Raw genomic sequence first — 13,093 nt, 5'->3', positions numbered from 1 at the left:
CTGGGTGATTTCAATATTGTGACGCTCGACACGATAGTGATACCGTCGGCGCATGGGCACCGAAGCGAATGAGCGCGCACTCGAAGACGGCATCGTCACCGATCTCAAGGATCGGATGACCTACGGCTCGTACCTCGATCTGGATCGCCTGCTCAGCGCCCAGCATCCGGTCTCGCAGCCGCAGCATCATGACGAGATGCTGTTCATCATCCAGCACCAGACCACCGAGCTGTGGCTCAAGCTCGTCGTCCACGAACTGGGCACCGCCCGCGATCGCCTCGCCGGCGACGACCTCCGCGCAGCGCTCAAGCACATCGCACGTGTCAAGCACATCCAGGAGGTGCTCACCCAGCAGTGGTCGGTGCTCGCGACGCTGACCCCCACCGAGTACGCCGAGTTCCGCGACGACCTGGGAAGCTCCTCCGGCTTCCAGTCGGTGCAGTACCGTTGCGTCGAGTTCGCGCTGGGCAACAAGAACGAGCGGATGCTGAGCGTCTTCCGCGACCACCCCGAGAACCTGGCCATGCTCACCCGCGAGTGGGAGCGCCCCACCCTGTACGACGAGTTCCTGCGGCTGGCCGCCCGCCGCGGCCTGCCCATCCCCGCCGAGGTGCTCGAACGCGACGTGCGCCAGCCGTACCGGGAGAGCGCCGAACTGGTCGAGGCGATCCGCGAGATCTACGAGCACCCGCACGAGCACTGGGATCTGTACGAGGCGTGCGAGGAGCTCGTCGACGTGGAGGACAACTTCCAGTTCTGGCGCTTCCGCCACCTGCGCACCGTCACCCGCACGATCGGCATGAAGCGCGGGACCGGCGGTTCGACCGGCGTGGACTTCCTGCGGCGCGCGCTGGACCTGACCTTCTTCCCCGAGCTCTACAGCGTGCGTACCGAGATCGGACGATGAGGAGTCGGCAGCGGATGATCCGGCACGTCGACGGCGGCATCGTCACCGGCCGCTTCACCGACCACCACGTGCACCTGCAGCTGGTCGATCACACCCTGCTGTCCGGCTCGCGGCTCGGCCGCGTGGTCGACCTCGGCGGGAACCCGGCGGTGCTCCGATCCCTGGCAGGTCCGGTCGTCGAGTACGCGGGCCCGTTCCTCACGGCGCCGGGCGGGTACCCGTCCGATCGCGCGTGGGCGCCGGAGGGCTCCATTCGGGAGATTCCGGATGCTGCGAGTGCGGCCGCCATCGTGGCTGAGGTCGCCGAGACCGGAGCGTGCTGCATCAAGATCGTCGCGCACAGCGAGGCAGGTCCCGTGCTGGACGATGAGAGCTTCGGTGCGGTGGTCGCCGCGGCATCCGTCCATGGCCTGCCCGTCGTGGCGCACGCCGAAGGCGCCGGGCAGGCACAGCGCGCGGCGCGACTGGGGGCGAGCAGGCTGGCGCACGCGCCGTTCAGCGAGCGGCTCAGCGACGACGAGATCGCCGAGCAGGCGGCATCCGTGGAATGGGTCTCGACGCTCGCGATCCACGACGACGCACACCGCGCGATCGCGATCGACAACGTCCGCCGCTTCGCCGACGCCGGCGGGGTCGTGCTCTACGGCACCGACATGGGCAACGGCCGCACCCCCGTCGACCTGAACACGGCCGAGATCGATGCCCTCCGCGAAGCCGGCGTCGACGGCATCCGTCTGCTGCACGCACTCGCGCCCGTTGGCGCCCCGGCGCTCTTCCTTCCCGTCGGCGACCCTTCGCTCGCCCGCCCGCTCACCCCCGCTGATCTGGAGGCCTGACATGACCGAAGCATCCTCACCCGAATCCCTTGAGGACGAGCACCGCCGCATCGCCGGCATCGACTCACCCGACCTGCTCAGCGAGGCCCGCCGACTGGATGCCGCCGACCCGCTGGCGCACCACTTGAACTCCTTCGCCGACGCCCCCGGCGTGACCGCCTACCTCGACGGCAACTCGCTCGGGCGCCCGCTGCGTGACCTGCCCGAGAAGGTCGGCGCGTTCATCCGCGACGACTGGGGCACCCGGCTGATCCGCTCGTGGGACGAGCAGTGGATGGAGCTGCCGATGATGCTCGGCGACCGCATCGCCGAGGTCGCGCTGGGCGCCGCCGCCGGGCAGACCGTCGTCGCCGACTCCACCAGCGTGCTGCTGTACAAGCTGATGCGGGCCGCTGTCACCGCACGACCGGGACGAGACGAGATCGTCATCGAGGCGGGCAACTTCCCCACCGACCGGTTCATCGCCGCGGGTGTCGCGAAGGAGGCCGGTGCCACGCTGCGCTGGGTGCAGCCGGATGCCGTCACCGGCGTCACCGTCGACGATGTCGCGGCTGTCGTCTCGCAGCGTACAGCGCTGGTCGTGCTCAGCCACGTCGACTACCGTTCCGGCGCGCTGGCCGACATGCCGGCCATCACCCGCGTCGTGCAGGACGCGGGTGCGCTGATGATGTGGGACCTGTGCCACTCGGTCGGCGTCGTGCCGATGCAGCTGGACGAGTGGGGCGTCGACATCGCCGTGGGGTGCACCTACAAGTACCTCAACGGCGGCCCGGGCTCCCCGCCTTCGCGTACCTGCGCACCGAGCACCACGGCGCCGTCATGCAGCCCATCCACGGTTGGTGGGGTGCGGCTGACATCTTCGCGATGGGCCCGGAGTATGCGCCGGTCGCCGGCATCCGTCAGCTGCTCAGCGGCACCCCGCCGGTGATGTCGATGCTCGCGATGCAGGGGATGCTGGACATCATCGCCGCAGAGGGGATCACCGCGGTGCGCGCGAAGTCGATCTCGCTGACCGACTTCGCGGTGCGCGCCTACGACGCGCTGCTCGCCCCGCTGGGCGTGCGACTGCTGTCGACGCGGGACGCTGCGCATCGCGGCGGGCACATCACGATCGGGCACGACTCGTTCCAAGAGGTCACGCAGCGACTGTGGGCCGACGGGGTCATCCCCGACTTCCGCTTCCCCGACGGCATCCGTCTGGGCCTGTCGCCGCTGAGCACCTCGCACGAGGAGACGCTGCACGGCATCCACGCCGTCCGCGACGCACTGGCATGACTCCCGCATCTTCGCCGACCCCCGTGTCCGCTCCCGCCCCCACCCCCGCAACTCTCCGCCGAAACCCCTCACTGCCGCCGAGACCCCTCCTGAATCGCGCGAATCAGGAGGGGTATCGACGATCAGGAGGGGTCTCGGCGAAGGGGGAATCGTCGGGTGGTGCTCGATGACATCGATGCGCGTCCGGGCAGCGCCACCTCGCTGCTGCGGACGGTGATCGGGCTGTACCTGCGACCGCTCGGCGAGCGGATCTCGTCGAGCGCACTGGTGCGGCTCGCCGGCGACCTCGGCATCCCGGCCGACCGCGCACGCACCGCGATCACCCGGCTCAAGCAGCGCGGACTGCTGCTCGCCGATGATCGCGGGTACATCCTGAATCCGGCCGCGATCGGGATGCTCGAACGCGGCGATCGTCGCATCTTCGCCGTGCGCACCATGCACCCCGGTGACGAGTGGATGCTGGTGTCAGCGACCATCCCGGAGACCCGACGCGACCTGCGGCACCAGCTGCGACGCCGGCTGCAGTTCCTCGGCGCCGGCGCGGTGTCGGCGGGACTGTGGATCCTTCCGGGGCATCTGGATGCCGAGGTCGAGGAGCTTCTCGAAGAGCTCGGCGCACGCGGATCCGCGACGCTGTTCCGCACCTCCGACCCCCGGCCCGCTGAGCCACTCGCCGATGCCGTCGCGAGGTGGTGGGATCTGGGCGCTCTGCGCGCCGAGCACGAGCGATTCCTCGCATCCGTCGACGGACTCGACCCGTCCATGCCGTTCGCCGCATACGTGCGCCTGATCGACAGCTGGCGGGTGCTGCCCTACATCGATCCCGGGCTTCCGCACGAGCTGCTGCCCGCCGACTGGCCCGGCGCCCGCAGCGTCGAGACGTTCCAGCGACTGTCGGCGACCCTCACCGAACCGGCATGGGAGCACGTTCGCACGACTGCCACCCCGGGCGCCTGACCACCCACCCACTGATCGCCCCCGTCGCACTTTCTGCCGCCCGACCTACACGGAGGGCGACGGAAAGTGCGACGGGAACAGTCTGAGCAGGGGTGGGGCGGGAGCAGGTCAGCCGATCTCGCCCAGGAACGACGCCACGTGCTCCTGCAGACGCAGCATCCGCAGGTCGCGGGCGAGTTCCCGGTCGTAGCCCTCGTAGGCCAGCGGCGGGAGCTTGCGGACGTTCGCGGAGCAGCCGAAGTTCTCGCAGATCAGCGTGCCGATCGTGTCGCCCTTGCGGCCCGCCGCGCCGGCTTTGCGCGCCGAGAAGAACTGCACGTCGTTGCGCAGGGTGACATCGTCGCACCAGGCGCACTGCGCCCGCCTGGCGGTGCGCTGCTCGGTGCGCTGCAGCAGCACACCGACGAGGCCGTCGTCGACCTCGGCGACGACATATGCCCGGCGGGGCATCTTCGGGTCGAACCAGCCGAGGTAGTCGAGGTTCTCGAAGTCGAGCTCGGCAAAGTCGGCGGGCAGGGTGAGGGATGAGACCTCTTTGCGGGAGGCGTTGCGGAAGGAGGCGCGGATGGCGCGCTCGTCGATGGGACGCATGGAAGTGCTTTCTGTTTCAGGACCGCCGATGACGGCGGAAGGAGAGAGTGGAGCCCGGAAACCGGGTACGACGTTTCTCCGGTGACGGGGGTTCCGCCGCCGGATCGCTCTCAGCCTCTGCCGTCGGCGCGTGACGCGCCGACGATCACCTCTCGCGCCACACGGGCGCACTCTGCTGATACAGAAATTGCGAACAGCACGTCGCCAGTGTACTCCGCCGGTTCTGCGGCTACTCTGAGACCGAACGAGGGGGTCACATGGCGACGAAGCCCGGCGCGGGGATGCCACTGCGCGATCACCGCATCCACCGCTACGTGAACGCGTTCTGTCCGGTCTGCCACGAGGAGAACCCGGATCAGCCGCTCAGCGAGGTGCGCCGTCTGTCGGGCTGGCTGGCCGACCGCGACGGCACGGTCTGGCTGGAGCGCGGATGCCCGGAGCACGGGCTCGTGTCGACGATGTACGACGAGAACGTGGAGATCCTGAGGTACCTGGAGCAATGGACCGCACCGACCAAGGTGCACACCCCCGATGTGGCCGGCAACTTCAAGCCCGTCCCGCAGGCCTATGAGGACGGCCTGCCCGAGATGCAGACGCAGCACACCTGCATCCTGCTCGAGGACATCACCGACCACTGCAACCTGCGCTGCCCGACCTGCTTCGCCGAGTCCAGCCCTGCCGCCTCCGCAGTCGCCCCGCTGGCCGAGGTGCTGGCATCCGTCGACGCGAAGCTGTCGCGCGAGAACGACCGCATCGACGTGCTGATGCTCTCCGGCGGCGAGCCGACGCTGTATCCCTGGCTGGAGCAGCTCATCGAGCATCTGGTCGCCCGGCCGATCGTGCGCATCCTGCTGAACTCGAACGGGCTGCGCATCGCCAACGACGACGAGTTCGTCGCGTTCCTCGCCAAGCACCGGGAGCGCGTGGAGATCTACCTGCAGTACGACGGCGAGGAGGCGGCGTCGGTCGCCTTCCATCGCGGAGCGGACATCCGCCGGTTCAAGGAGCGGGCGCTGGAGAGGCTGTCGGATGCCGGGGTGTTCACCACCCTGACCATGACGGCCACGCTGGGCGTGAACGACCACGAGATCGGCGCGGTGATCCGGCGAGCGCAGGCGACCCCGTACGTGGGCGGAGTGACCATCCAGCCGGTGTTCGGCTCGGGCCGCAGCTCGGGCATCGACCCGAACGACCGGCTCACGCACACCGGCGTGCTGGCACGGCTCGGTCCGCAGACCGACGGCGAGATCACCTGGCGCGATCTGACCGCCCTGCCGTGCAGCCACCCGCACTGCTGTTCGGTCGGGTACTTCCTCAAAGACGACGCGGGCGAGTGGAAGTCGCTGGTGGGTCTCATCGGCCATGAGCGGCTGAAGGAGTTCCTCGATCTCAACCCCGACCTGATCGCCAATCGCATCGCCGACTCGAATGTGAACAAGGCGATCCGTGACGTCGTGAAGAGCTCGCTGCTGGATCTGCTCAGCGAGCAGTCGTCCCTGTCGCATCCGTCGATGGGCGACATCTGGCGTGACATCTGCGTGAACTGCGACCTCGGCGTCGGCACCCTCGCCACGCTCGCGGCGTCGAAGCTGCCGGGTCAGCACAAGCGGATGCGGGCGATGCTCGCCGACCGCGTGCTGCGCGTCACCGTGAAGCCGTTCATGGACATCAACACCATGATCGAGGAGCGCCTGACGCAGTGCTGCGTGCATGTGGCGACCGTGAACGAGCAGACGAACGCGCACCAGTGCGCGCCGTTCTGCGCGCTGCAGGCGTGGGCGCCGCTGAGCCGCACTCGCATCTCGACCGCGACCGGCCGGCCCGCCTCGACGACGACCGAGGTGCGCGAGACCGGCGCTCGCACACGTCTGCCGGTGGTGTCAGCGTGACCACTCCCCGCTGAACCAGTACGACGCCTCGGTCGGTGACCCGGCGCCGCCGTTCGACCCGCTGCGGCTGTGCGTGTTCACCACGATCGCGCTGATCTCCGCCGTCCTGGGGCCGATCGCCGTGCTCGCCTTCGCGCTGATCGCGATCGCCGGTTACGCGAAGGCCCGCCGCGGCGGGCTGCTGCGCTCTCGCTGCAAGCTGGGCGACACCCGGCTCGTGCTCGCGTATCTGAGCGTGATCGCGGTCGCCTCGATCGTCGCGATCCCGTTCTGGGTGATGCTCTGGATGCGGATGCTGGGCGGCTGACGTGTTCCCGACCCTGAGCGACCTCGTGCGCTGGCTGCCGCCGGTGGACACGCACTCGGTGTTCGTCGCTCTGGGGCTGGCCGCCGCCGGCCTCGTGTTCCTCATCGAGAAGCGCCGCCGCGGGGTGACCGACCATCGCATCGCCTACCTGGTGCTGGGGGCGCTGGTCGGCGCCGCCGTGCTGTCCCGGCTGGGAACCTGGGCGCAGCACCTGGACCCCGCGCAGAACCTCAGCCTGATCGAGCAGCTCTCCCGCGGGAACGCCTCGATGCTCTCGGCTCTGGTGGGCGCCTGGCTGGGCGTGCACATCGCGAAGAGACTGTGCGGCTATCCCGAGCGCAGCGGCGATCTGTTCGCCCCGGCGGTGGCGCTGGCGATGGCGGTCGGACGGATCGGATGCCTGCTCACCGAGCAGCCCGGAACCCCGACCGGCGCGTCATGGGGCATCGTGCTCGACGCGGAGGCCGCGGCCCGCACCGGCTCACCGGCGGGCGTGCCCCTGCATCCGAGTTTCGTGTACGAGATCGTCTTCCATCTGGTCGCGTTCGCGGTGCTGTGGTTCTGGCTGCGGCACCGCCCGATCGCGGCCGGTGAGACGCTGACCCTGTACATCGCGGCGTACGCGGTGTTCCGCTTCGCGGTCGAGTTCGTCCGCGGCAATGAGGTGGCCTGGATGGGCTTGACGCGCCCGCAGCTGTTCCTGCTGGTGACGATTCCGCTGCTGGCCGCCAGAATGATCTGGATGCTGCGCACCGGGCGTTTCCGCGCCGAGGTCGCCACGAGAGACGAGAGGAAGGTGCGCGATGGACAGCACGCCTGACGAGCCCGTTCCGTCCCCCGAGGAGCCCGAACCCGGGCAGCCGGAGGCCCCCGCATCCGAGGCGCCGACGGATCCGGCATCCGAGGCGCCGACGGATCCAGCATCCGCTCCGCCGGAGAATCCCTACGCCGCGGGCCCGCCGGTGATTCCGCCGCCGATGCCGCCAGGTCAACCCGGTCAGCCCTACCCGGGTCAGCCGCACCCCGGTCGGCCCTACCCCGGTCAGCCCTACCAGCCGCAGCCGGGACAGCCGTACCAGCCCGGCCCGGGGGATACACGCCCGGCCCATGGCCGCAGCCGACCCCTGCGCGTCGTGGGCTGAGCTTCGGCGCCGGTCTCGGCATCGGGCTGGGAATCGGCGTCGTCGCGCACGTGTTCGGCATCGTGCTGATGTTCTCCTCGCTCGGCGCGCTGGGCGGGGTGGGCGGGATGTTCGGCCTGCTGTGGCCTTTCCTCCTGATCGCCGTCGCATCGATCGCGATGATGTTCTTCGCGAAGACCCGCTCGTACGCCACCGGCATCCTGATCATCGCCGCCGCGATGTGGCTCGTGATCATCGGACCGTGCATCGTGATCCTCGGCGGGCTCAGCGGCTTCAACTGACCGCACGCGGTGCCTGAACACACCCACCGGCAATGTTTCTTCGCGTTTCGTCGCTGATCGACGGGGGCGACGGCCGGTCGTAACCTCGGATCATCCGATCGTGAGGAGATCACCGTGACCACGCCGCAGACCCGTCTTTCGCCCCTCGAGGTGCGTGAGCGTGCGGCGTGCATGTGCGAGCACGGGTACGCGTGCTCGTCGTTCGCCCCGGGACACGCCCTGCACCTGATCCAGGCGCGGATGGCGTCGGCGACGCCGCGGGGCTGGGTGGACGCTCTGGTGGCGGCAGCCGACCCGGCATCCGGCATCGTGACGCTGCGCACCCTCGACGGCGACGCCATCACCGTCTGGAACGCCGGAGGCGCTGCGCTCGAAGCCGTCGCAGGCACACCGGTGGCGCTGCACCGCGACCACGACGTGCTGGCGATCGGTGCGGTGCAGTACAACATCGCGCGCTGATCCCCACGCCCCGCTCAAGTCGCCGCTTCGCGACGCCTCGACCCTCGGGGCGCGTGGCCACCTCATGGCCGAGCCGCTTGATGAGGGATCAGGAGGCCATCTTCACCATCGACTCGCGCATGGCCATGCAGGCGTCCATGCACGACTTGCACGCCTGAGCGCACATCCGGCAGACGTCGCTGTTCTCGGCGTGCTGCATGCACTCGTCCATGCACGTCTGGCACATGGCGATGCAGGCGTCGAGCATCGCCATCATCGCGGCCGGGGTCATGCCCTGCATCCGCAGCATGGCGCGCATCATCGTGTTGCACATGTCGGCGCAGTTCATACAGGCCGGCGCACAGTCCATCATCTGCATCGAGCAGACCGTGCAGGCCTGCTCACAGGCTGAGCACGCATCCATACAGGCCTGCATCGCGGCCATGTCCATCATCTCCATGCCCGGCATCTTCATCTCCGCCGACATGGCGTCCATCATCGTCGCATCCATCGCGCACCGCTCCTCGTCTTGGGCTCTCGCCGACTGCGGGCGGGCAGGTGAACCCGCCTGACGCCAGAGTACGCCTGAGCGATGCCGGCGTCGATGGGCGGATGTAGTGTCATGCTGTGCCGACGTTCACCGCACTGCAGAGGCTGGTCGTATCGGTCGCGATCCTGGCCTCGTTCGTGACCTTTCTCGACGGCACCGTCGTCACCGTCGCACTGCCCGCGATCAGCCGGGAGCTGGGTGGCGGGATCGCCACACAGCAGTGGGTGGTCGACGCGTATCTGATCACGCTCAGCGCGCTGATCCTGCTGGCAGGCTCCGTGTCCGACGCCTACGGGCGCATCACCGTGATGCGGATCGGGCTGATCGCGTTCGGCCTGGCATCCGTCGCCGTCGCCGCGGCTCCCGACCCGCTGGTGCTGATCATCGCCCGGGCGGCGCAGGGCGCGGCCGGTGCGCTGCTGGTGCCCAGCTCTCTCGCACTGATCACCACGACCATGCGCGGCGAGGTGCAATCCAGGGCGATCGGCGTGTGGACGGCGTTCACCACCGGCGCGCAGCTGGTCGGGCCGCTGATGGGCGGCCTGTTCGTCGACCTGCTGTCGTGGCGGTTCGTGTTCCTCATCAACGTGCTGCCGATCGCCGTGAACCTCATCCTGCTGGCGAAGGTGCAGCTGCCGCAGCATCCGCGCACGATCCGGGTGGACTGGTTCAGCGGGGTGATCTGCGCGCTGGGACTCGGCGCACTGGTGTTCGCCCTCATCGAGCAGGAGAGGATGGGCTGGTCATCGCCGGCGATCTGGATCCCCGGTGCGGTCGGCATTCTGCTGCTGGCGGTGTTCCTGCTGCGGCAGCGAGGATCGGATGCTGCACTGATGCCGCTCGCGCTGTTCCGGGTGCGTAATTTCGGCTGGGGGAACCTCGCGACGCTGTTCGTCTACGCAGCGCTGTCGCTGAACGGCTTCGTGATCGGCGTCTACCTGCAGCAGGGCCCGGGGCTCAGCGCCACGGCCGCGGGGCTGGCGAGCCTGCCGATCACGATCCTGATGATCCTGCTCAGCTCCCGTGCCGGCGCCTGGGCCGGACGGCGGGGACCGCGGCTGTTCATGACGGTCGGGCCGCTGCTGATGGCCGCCGGCGCACTGCTGCTGCTCACCGTCGGGAGCGACTTCACCTACTGGTGGCAGGTGCTTCCCGCAATGGTCGTGCTCGGGCTCGGCCTGTCGCTGACCGTCGCACCGCTGACGGCGGCGATCCTCGGCGCGATCGACGAGCACCGCAGCGGCATCGCATCCGCGGTGAACAACGCCGTATCCCGCGTCGCCGGACTGCTCGTCGTGGCCCTGCTGTCGACGATCGTCGGCGGCACGCTCGATCTGGACGGGTTCCACAGCGCGGCCTGGGTCACCGCGACGTTGTTCGCGGTGGGCGGCGTGGTGTCGTGGATCGGCATCCGGCGGAATCCGGCTGCGGAGACGGCCGCCGATTCCGTGCCGAGCTGACGGCGTCGCGGGCAAGGCGATTCCGCGGACGCGGGATCGCGGCTAACGGATCGCGTGGTCGTGCACCGCTGAGTCGAGGTGCACCGCGTTGAGCTCCAGGTACAGCTGCCGTTCGGTGACCGAGACGCTCACTGTGTTGCGCCGGGCGAGCGCAGCGGCAGCACCGTCGAGGAAACCCGCGTCGAAGCTGTGCAGCACGATGGCATCCGCCTGGTGGATCGTCTTCCCCGCCCACTGTGCGAGGACCTTGGCGGGATCGCGATAGGTGTACACCACGGTGCGATCGGCCAGTTTGCTCCCGAAGTGCAGGCGTCCGGCATCCGGCGCCCCCACCTCGATCCAGGCGGTGACCCGACCGGTCAGATCGCGCACGAGCACGGCCGGCTCGTCGGTCGCCGCGACGCCCTCGGTGAACGCGATGCCCTCTTCATATTCGAGGCAGTACGCCAGCAGACGGGTGAGCAGGTACGCGTCTGTCTCGGACGGATGCCGTGCCATGCGCAGCACGAACTGCTCGTACACGCCCCGATCGACATCCGCCAGCTGCACATCGAAGGTGTGGATCGTCGAGCCTGTCGCCATGGTGTTCGAGCTTACGCGGGGAGGCGCGTCCGCTGCGCACGCACATGTATCACTCATGATGAATTTCTGATGCATCCGTGTTACACTTGTCTGTTCAGACTCTCACATGCCGGCGAAAGGAGCACCATGGCGAACGTGATCACAGTGGTCGCCGTCATCGCCCTCATCGTGGCTGCGGCGGCGCTCCTCAGAGAAGTCAGGAGCCGTGGCTGATTGGGAGCGTCGGCTCGCCGCATCGGCGGGCCGCATCGAGAAGGCGCACCGAGAACGGGATGAGACGATCCGTGCCGCGTACAAGGCAGGGATGAGGCAGTCCGCCATCGGCGACGCAGTCGGGCTCTCCCGAGTGCAGGTGAGTCGCATCATCAATCATTGACCGCGAAGAAGTCCTGAGCCGCGACACGTTCGTAAACGATGTCGCGACTCAGGACACTTGGCGGTGACGGTGGGATTTGAACCCACGGTAGGGGGTTACCCTACACAACTTTTCGAGAGTTGCACCTTCGGCCGCTCGGACACGTCACCGCGGACAAGCTTACGTTATCGGCAGACCCGCGCGCTAATCGAAATGCCCCGGTTAGGCTCATGCTCATGCACTGGCGCGATGACAGGATCGGTTCGGCCGCACGCGGCGAGAACCCGACGCTGCTGGCACAGACCCCGGCGGGGTACGCGGTGATCGGGGACGTGCAGTTCCTGCCGGGTTACAGCGTGCTGCTGAGCCGCGATACGGATGCCAGGGCCCTGGCCGACCTGCCGCGCACCGAGCGGGTGCAGTACCTCTCCGACGTCGATCTGCTCGCCACCGCGGTCGAGCGCGCCTGCCGGAAGCACGACCCCGCGTTCCGGCGCATGAACATCGAGATCCTCGGCAACACCGATGCTTTCGTGCACGCGCACCTGTGGCCGCGCTACGACTGGGAGCCCGCAGGCCTCGTGCAGAAGCCGGTCTGGCTCTACGACGCCGCGCACTGGAGTGACCCCGCGCACGCCCTCGGCCCTCGTCACGACGCGCTGCGCTCCTCGATCACCGCGGAGCTGACCACGCTTCTCGCCACCGGGGCCTGACGGCGCGGGATCTTCTGGTTCGCGGGGCGCAACACGCCGCGTCATCCCACGGCGAGGCAGCCGTTCGCGCCACCCTAAGTCGACCCAGGAGTGCACGAAGGCGACCCAGGAGTGCGGCCGGATGCGCTCAGGCAGCGTCCTCGACCAGGCGCAGCTGCACCGTGCACTCCTCGGGCCGGGTCGTTGCGAGCACGCACTCGGTGGCGATCGGACCACCGGCCTGCGTCAGCACAGCCTGCATCAGACCGAGATGCACCTGGCACAGCACCGGCCGATGCTCGGGCCTCGCTGCGGCATGCGGGCACGGGCTGAGCTCCACCGTCAGCCCCTCCTCGTCGACGACGGGCTCGAAGCCGCTCTCCTCCAGGTGCTCGATCAGCGCGTCCAGCTGATAGGTGGCCTCGCGGCCCAGCTCCGAACCATCCTCCCGAAGAATGCGGCGCATCATGTCACCGCGCCTGGCGGCCTCCGCGACCTTGTCGCGAGCGACCGGGCTCGACGCCTCCGGCGTTCCCGTCGCGGCACTGTACAGCGTGCGCGGTCGACCACGAGTGGTGCGGTGCTCGGTGGTCTGGATGACGTAACCGCCGTCGATCAGGCGCTGCAGGTGCTCCCGCACGGTGTTGGCGTGCAGCCCGGTGGCCTCGCACAGCTCGCCGATGGTGCGCTCGGCACGATTCTGCACCAGATGCAGGATCTGCACCCGGGAGTAGCTCGAGATCGGCCCGTATACGAGCCCACCGCCTGTCATGCCTCCATTGTGTGCCAGAACCCCCAGAACCGCGAGACCCCGGGCCGTGAATAATCACG

Annotated in this window: 16 protein-coding genes, 1 tRNA gene and 1 pseudogene; 13 read left to right on the top strand and 5 right to left on the bottom strand. The window is 68.8% G+C overall.

The annotated features are described in order from the left end of the window. Positions 1–52: 52 nt before the first annotated feature. The 4 genes and pseudogenes from kynA to QUE33_RS14920 all read left to right on the top strand — a co-directional run bounded on the left by kynA (position 53) and on the right by QUE33_RS14920 (position 3,975). Positions 53–907 carry a tryptophan 2,3-dioxygenase gene (gene kynA / locus QUE33_RS14935; RefSeq protein ID WP_286301048.1) on the top strand — a complete coding sequence of 285 codons (855 nt, stop codon included), beginning with the start codon at positions 53–55 and terminating at the stop codon, positions 905–907. A 14-nt stretch (positions 908–921) separates the two neighbouring features. Then, positions 922–1,743: an amidohydrolase family protein gene (locus QUE33_RS14930; protein ID WP_286301047.1), complete on the top strand. Its 822-nt coding sequence runs from the start codon at positions 922–924 to the stop codon at positions 1,741–1,743. A 1-nt stretch (position 1,744) separates the two neighbouring features. Continuing rightward, positions 1,745–3,018, top strand: a pseudogene (locus tag QUE33_RS14925) (kynureninase). A gap of 159 nt (positions 3,019–3,177) precedes the next feature. Beyond that, positions 3,178–3,975: a PaaX family transcriptional regulator gene (locus QUE33_RS14920; protein ID WP_286301045.1), complete on the top strand. Its 798-nt coding sequence runs from the start codon at positions 3,178–3,180 to the stop codon at positions 3,973–3,975. Between the two features lie 108 nt (positions 3,976–4,083). Here the strand turns inward: QUE33_RS14920 and QUE33_RS14915 are convergent, their stop codons facing one another. Then, positions 4,084–4,566, bottom strand: a complete 483-nt coding sequence (locus QUE33_RS14915; protein ID WP_286301044.1) for an FBP domain-containing protein — start codon at positions 4,564–4,566, stop codon at positions 4,084–4,086. A 257-nt stretch (positions 4,567–4,823) separates the two neighbouring features. On the opposite strand from QUE33_RS14915, the gene QUE33_RS14910 reads away from it, so the two are divergent. The 6 genes from QUE33_RS14910 to QUE33_RS14885 all read left to right on the top strand — a co-directional run bounded on the left by QUE33_RS14910 (position 4,824) and on the right by QUE33_RS14885 (position 8,644). Next, positions 4,824–6,455, top strand: a complete 1,632-nt coding sequence (locus tag QUE33_RS14910) for a radical SAM protein (RefSeq protein ID WP_286301043.1) — start codon at positions 4,824–4,826, stop codon at positions 6,453–6,455. A gap of 73 nt (positions 6,456–6,528) precedes the next feature. After that, on the top strand, positions 6,529–6,762 hold the full coding sequence (locus tag QUE33_RS14905; RefSeq protein WP_286301041.1) for a hypothetical protein: 234 nt from the start codon (positions 6,529–6,531) through the stop codon (positions 6,760–6,762). Position 6,763: 1 nt separating this feature from the next. Beyond that, positions 6,764–7,582, top strand: a complete 819-nt coding sequence (locus tag QUE33_RS14900) for a prolipoprotein diacylglyceryl transferase (RefSeq protein ID WP_286301039.1) — start codon at positions 6,764–6,766, stop codon at positions 7,580–7,582. Beyond that, the gene (locus QUE33_RS14895; RefSeq protein ID WP_286301038.1) at positions 7,566–7,904 is read left to right on the top strand and encodes a hypothetical protein; all 339 of its coding nucleotides are present in this window, start codon (positions 7,566–7,568) and stop codon (positions 7,902–7,904) included. The genes QUE33_RS14900 and QUE33_RS14895 overlap by 17 nt, the downstream gene beginning before the upstream one ends. 50 nt (positions 7,905–7,954) lie before the next feature. Continuing rightward, positions 7,955–8,185 (top strand): hypothetical protein, encoded by a 231-nt coding sequence (locus tag QUE33_RS14890; protein ID WP_286301035.1) that lies wholly within the window; start codon positions 7,955–7,957, stop codon positions 8,183–8,185. 114 nt (positions 8,186–8,299) lie between these two features. Then, entirely contained in the window at positions 8,300–8,644 is a 345-nt protein-coding gene (locus tag QUE33_RS14885) for a hypothetical protein (protein WP_286301033.1), read from the top strand. Positions 8,645–8,732: 88 nt separating this feature from the next. Here the strand turns inward: QUE33_RS14885 and QUE33_RS14880 are convergent, their stop codons facing one another. Further along, positions 8,733–9,134, bottom strand: a complete 402-nt coding sequence (locus QUE33_RS14880; RefSeq protein ID WP_286301031.1) for a four-helix bundle copper-binding protein — start codon at positions 9,132–9,134, stop codon at positions 8,733–8,735. Between the two features lie 116 nt (positions 9,135–9,250). Here QUE33_RS14880 and QUE33_RS14875 point away from each other — a divergent pair, with 116 nt between their 5' ends. After that, positions 9,251–10,633, top strand: a complete 1,383-nt coding sequence (locus QUE33_RS14875) for an MFS transporter (protein ID WP_286301029.1) — start codon at positions 9,251–9,253, stop codon at positions 10,631–10,633. A gap of 42 nt (positions 10,634–10,675) precedes the next feature. Here QUE33_RS14875 and QUE33_RS14870 read toward each other — a convergent pair whose 3' ends face one another. After that, positions 10,676–11,215 carry a YaeQ family protein gene (locus QUE33_RS14870; RefSeq protein WP_286301027.1) on the bottom strand — a complete coding sequence of 180 codons (540 nt, stop codon included), beginning with the start codon at positions 11,213–11,215 and terminating at the stop codon, positions 10,676–10,678. Positions 11,216–11,420: 205 nt separating this feature from the next. Here QUE33_RS14870 and QUE33_RS14865 point away from each other — a divergent pair, with 205 nt between their 5' ends. Further along, positions 11,421–11,591, top strand: a complete 171-nt coding sequence (locus tag QUE33_RS14865) for a helix-turn-helix domain-containing protein (protein WP_286301025.1) — start codon at positions 11,421–11,423, stop codon at positions 11,589–11,591. 58 nt (positions 11,592–11,649) lie between these two features. On the opposite strand, the gene QUE33_RS14860 is transcribed toward QUE33_RS14865, so the two are convergent. Further along, positions 11,650–11,740 (bottom strand) — tRNA-Ser (locus tag QUE33_RS14860). 66 nt (positions 11,741–11,806) lie between these two features. On the opposite strand from QUE33_RS14860, the gene QUE33_RS14855 reads away from it, so the two are divergent. Next, positions 11,807–12,283 (top strand): HIT family protein, encoded by a 477-nt coding sequence (locus QUE33_RS14855; RefSeq protein WP_286301023.1) that lies wholly within the window; start codon positions 11,807–11,809, stop codon positions 12,281–12,283. Positions 12,284–12,410: 127 nt separating this feature from the next. On the opposite strand, the gene QUE33_RS14850 is transcribed toward QUE33_RS14855, so the two are convergent. Continuing rightward, positions 12,411–13,034 carry a helix-turn-helix transcriptional regulator gene (locus tag QUE33_RS14850; RefSeq protein ID WP_286301022.1) on the bottom strand — a complete coding sequence of 208 codons (624 nt, stop codon included), beginning with the start codon at positions 13,032–13,034 and terminating at the stop codon, positions 12,411–12,413. Positions 13,035–13,093: the final 59 nt, after the last annotated feature.

Source organism: Microbacterium suwonense (assembly GCF_030296555.1).
GTDB lineage: Bacteria > Actinomycetota > Actinomycetes > Actinomycetales > Microbacteriaceae > Microbacterium > Microbacterium suwonense.
This window is presented reverse-complemented; position numbering and strand designations above follow the sequence as displayed.

What these genes read in the sequence shown, in the direction of transcription:
- QUE33_RS14880 (WP_286301031.1), bottom strand. Translation starts at nt 9,134, where the DNA reads ATGGATGCGACGATGATGGACGCCATGTCGGCGGAGATGAAGATGCCG.
- QUE33_RS14870 (WP_286301027.1), bottom strand. Translation starts at nt 11,215, where the DNA reads ATGGCGACAGGCTCGACGATCCACACCTTCGATGTGCAGCTGGCGGAT.
- QUE33_RS14930 (WP_286301047.1), top strand. Translation starts at nt 922, where the DNA reads ATGATCCGGCACGTCGACGGCGGCATCGTCACCGGCCGCTTCACCGAC.
- QUE33_RS14855 (WP_286301023.1), top strand. Translation starts at nt 11,807, where the DNA reads ATGCACTGGCGCGATGACAGGATCGGTTCGGCCGCACGCGGCGAGAAC.
- kynA (WP_286301048.1), top strand. Translation starts at nt 53, where the DNA reads ATGGGCACCGAAGCGAATGAGCGCGCACTCGAAGACGGCATCGTCACC.
- QUE33_RS14850 (WP_286301022.1), bottom strand. Translation starts at nt 13,034, where the DNA reads ATGACAGGCGGTGGGCTCGTATACGGGCCGATCTCGAGCTACTCCCGG.
- QUE33_RS14895 (WP_286301038.1), top strand. Translation starts at nt 7,566, where the DNA reads ATGGACAGCACGCCTGACGAGCCCGTTCCGTCCCCCGAGGAGCCCGAA.
- QUE33_RS14915 (WP_286301044.1), bottom strand. Translation starts at nt 4,566, where the DNA reads ATGCGTCCCATCGACGAGCGCGCCATCCGCGCCTCCTTCCGCAACGCC.
- QUE33_RS14910 (WP_286301043.1), top strand. Translation starts at nt 4,824, where the DNA reads ATGGCGACGAAGCCCGGCGCGGGGATGCCACTGCGCGATCACCGCATC.